Below are 3714 nucleotides of genomic sequence, written 5' to 3'. Positions count from 1 at the left end.
GAATAACAGACCCCGAGCGAGACGATGACGCCCCTCGATATAATCAGGAAATATTACGAACCCGATTCGAAGGCGTACTATTATCTCATCCACCACAGCAGACTCGTGGCTCGGAAGGCGCTCGAGATTGCAGAGAATGTGGGACATCTCAACCCTGATAAAAAATTTATCGAGGAGGCTGCCATGCTCCACGACATCGGGATATTCCTTACCGATGCCCCCAAATTGGGATGCTACGGGTATAGGGATTACCTCTGCCACGGTTTCCTCGGGAGAGACCTTCTCGATCGGGAGGGCATGCCCGAGCATGCCCTCGTCTGTGAGAGGCACGTGGGTGTCGGGATTACCGCAGAAGATGTGAGGAATAACAGCCTGCCCCTTCCGGAAAGGGATATGGTCCCCCTCTCCGTGGAGGAGAAGATTATCTGTTTCTCAGATAAATTTTACTCGAAAATAGAGCGTAATATGGAGCACGAGAAACCGCTCGGGGAGGTGCGGAAGATCATCATAAAATACGGTGAGGAGAAGTTGCGGATGTTTGACGAATGGGTGAAAGTGTTTGCGCAGAAACAGTCAAACGGTTTTCGGTAACTATCAGAGAAGCTGCCAGCAAAAAAGACTTGACAACCACGAAAAATAGGAGTATAAGTGAATTGAGGAGTTGATTACCGAAAGTGGTGGTCTTGCTCCTCTCAGACCCGGCAGAAAGGTTGTAGGTCACAAGACGTAAGGTGTAGACGTAACAGTCTTAAGCTGCATGTCTCAAGATGTACAAACCGCCGAGTCAGGAGAGGAAGCAAGCACCACTTTTTTTATCACCGCGTAATAATGCGATACAATATGTTGTCTCAGCTATCCGCTGAATATTCAAGAAACATTTGAGGAGGGCATATGACGGACACTTCTCAAAAAATTCTGGACCTCTTCACAAAACAGGATAAGACGAAACCCGGGATGGTCGTGATATCCTCCGAGATCACATCCGCTGCGAAGAAGTGGGGCCATAACCATTTCGAACGGCTTCAGGAAGCCATGGAAGAGCTGCGCAATGAAAGCTACGTTGTCATAACCCCGTCTCATAGTTTGGAGCTCACCGAAAAGGGATACAATTATCTCTTTAAAGATGTATGAAGAGGAGATCTGCTTGGCTTGGTCTTTTACGCCGAGACAAAAATAGAAGATTCCCGAAAACGTAGACAACGCAGTTCCTTCCTGATGTATAATAAAGACACTCCTGCTTTAATCATTGGTGAGGTTCGTCTTTCGGGACTTTTATGAATGTCGGCACATATGGAACAAAGAAGGGTGGAGGAGCTTATGTTGAGAGTCATGAGAAGTGAGTGGTCAAGGTTCTCTTTGCTTATCGTCGCCGCGATGTTGCCATTGTTGCTTATGGGTTGTATAGGCGCCGGGACGAACGGCGGCGGGGCCGCGACGGTCAATATTTCGGGCACATGGAACCTGTTTCTAGGGGTATCTAGTACCTCAGTTACGTTCCTCCAAGTGAATAATAACCTCTTTATCAATGGCAGCCAAACGCCGAGCGGCACGGTCAGCGGGCTCCATATTAATTTTTCCCTGACCGACACGAGTGGAACCTCTACCTTTGACGGGCAGATAGCTCCTGACGCAAGCTCTATGTCCGGCAGCTTTACAACCGCCGGTGGAGCGCAAGGATCGTGGAGTGCGACATTGGCGCCGGCAACAGTCACTATCGCCGGCACATGGAAGGTATTTCATACACCGAATAATTCGACACAGCAGGGACCCGACACTTTCGTCTTCTCGCAAACAGGCAATACCCTGACGGGGACGACATCCCAGAGCGCTAAACCGGTCACGGGAACGGTCAGCGGTCTGAGTGTCAATTTCACCTTTACTGCAGCGGACGGATCCATAAATACCTATGTCGGGACAATCGTTGCGGCGGGAAACACTATGTCCGGCATATATATAACCGGAAACGTGCAGGCAGGTATATGGAATGGATCCTTACAGAGTTCGTCTTCGTCAAATATCGACGTCACAGGCACATGGACTATATCGCAGACACCCTCGGGCTCAAGTACGCCGACTCAGGTCGGTCCTCTTATCTTGACTCAGAATGGTAGTTCCATTAGCGGGAGCACGCCTCAGGGTGACGTTATCGGCGGCATCATAACCGGTCAGAACATCAATTTTTCCTGGCACGCTAGTGCTGATGGGTCTAGTAATACATATACGGGGAACGTGAGCACTGATGGGCTTTCGATGTCAGGAGATTATCAGAAATCCACGAGCGCTGCCACCGAGACTGGGACATGGGTGGGGACTAAGAGATAATCGAAGACATTGTGGAACTGTCCGCTACCGGATGTGAGGCAGTCTTTTGCCGCGGACGACTCACGGGTGCTCTCCATGGAGCGCCTTCTCGACCGTCCTGATTGCGCAGAACTCGCCGCACATGCTGCAGACCTCCTGCTCTGAAGGCGGCACCTCAGCGCGCCACTTGCGGACCTTGTCTGGATTCAGGCTGTTGGCTATCTGACCGTTCCAGTCGAGTCTCTTCCTGCATTCCGCCATTCTCCGGTCCCTCTCAATAGCCCCCGGTGTACCTTTCGCGATATCCGCCGCGTGCGCGGCGATCTTGAGGGCTATCACCCCTTCAATGACGTCATCGATGTTCGGAAGCCTGATATGCTCCGCGGGGGTGACATAGCAGAGGAAGTCAGCTCCTGCGGCGCCTGCCACCGCGCCTCCTATCGAGGCGGCTATGTGATCGTAGCCCATGGCGATGTCTGTCACGAGGGGGCCGAGCACATAGAAGGGCGCCCCCTTGCATATCTCCTTCTGGATCCTTATATTCAATTCGACCTGGTTCAGGGGCACATGACCCGGGCCTTCTATGATCGTCTGTACTCCCTCTTTCAGCGCGATATCATGCAGTTCACCGATTGTGAGAAGTTCCTCTATCTGCGCCCTGTCAGTCGCATCAGCGAGACAGCCCGGCCTCAGTCCGTCGCCGAGGCTGAGGGTGAGATCGTATTTCTTAGAGATTTCGAGCAGCCGGTCGTAATGCTCGTAGAGCGGGTTTTCCTTGTCGTTGTATATCATCCACTCGAGGAGAAAGGAGCCGCCCCTGGACACGATGTCAAGCACCCTGCCTTCGGATTTCAGACGTTCGATCGCCTTTCTCGTGAGGCCCGAATGGACCGTTATGAAATCAACGCCTTCCTCGGCCTGTTTCTCGATGACTGAGAAGAGCTCATCAACGGTCATCTTCGCTATCATCTTATATCTTTCGGCCGCCATCACAACAGCCTCATAAATCGGGACCGTTCCGACCGCGATAGGCGATTCCTGTAAGAGGATGCTCCGTATTTCCCTTATCGGCCCTCCTGTCGAGAGGTCCATGACCGCGTCAGCGCCGTATTTGACAAGCGCCTTCAGTTTCTCCCTCTCTTCTTCGAGCGATACCCTGTCTCTCGAAGTCCCGATGTTCGCGTTCACCTTCACGCGGAGACCCTTCCCTACGCCAAGAGGTTCGATCGTGCGGCGGGCGTTAACCGGTATTACCATCCTCCCCTCTGCGATGTCCGATACAAGGTCTTCGACGCTGACAGTTTCGGAGGATGCCACCCTCCTGAACTCTTCAGTCACAATTCCTTTTCTTGCCGCCTCGATTCTTGTCATTAGAGGTACCTCAAAATTCTTTCAGTCGTCCGAAGCCTATCG

At 52.1% G+C, this 3714-nt stretch carries 4 protein-coding genes; 3 read left to right on the top strand and 1 reads right to left on the bottom strand.

Translation table 11 applies throughout. From position 1 onward, the window contains the following. Window positions 1–24: 24 nt before the first annotated feature. From VEI96_09385 to VEI96_09375, 3 genes are all read left to right on the top strand, one after another. Window positions 25–591 carry an HD domain-containing protein gene (locus VEI96_09385; protein ID HXX58198.1) on the top strand — a complete coding sequence of 189 codons (567 nt, stop codon included), beginning with the start codon at window positions 25–27 and terminating at the stop codon, window positions 589–591. A gap of 300 nt (window positions 592–891) precedes the next feature. Further along, the gene (locus VEI96_09380) at window positions 892–1131 is read left to right on the top strand and encodes a hypothetical protein (protein ID HXX58197.1); all 240 of its coding nucleotides are present in this window, start codon (window positions 892–894) and stop codon (window positions 1129–1131) included. 186 nt (window positions 1132–1317) lie between these two features. Then, window positions 1318–2322, top strand: coding sequence for a hypothetical protein (locus tag VEI96_09375; GenBank protein HXX58196.1), 1005 nt, complete (start codon window positions 1318–1320; stop codon window positions 2320–2322). A gap of 60 nt (window positions 2323–2382) precedes the next feature. On the opposite strand, the gene thiC is transcribed toward VEI96_09375, so the two are convergent. Beyond that, entirely contained in the window at window positions 2383–3672 is a 1290-nt protein-coding gene (thiC, locus tag VEI96_09370; protein ID HXX58195.1) for a phosphomethylpyrimidine synthase ThiC, read from the bottom strand. Between the last annotated feature and the right edge of the window lie 42 nt (window positions 3673–3714).

It is taken from the genome of Thermodesulfovibrionales bacterium (genome assembly GCA_035622735.1).
Classification (GTDB): domain Bacteria; phylum Nitrospirota; class Thermodesulfovibrionia; order Thermodesulfovibrionales; family UBA9159; genus DASPUT01.
Note: the sequence above shows the minus strand (reverse complement) of the source record. Positions and strands in the feature narration are given on the sequence as shown.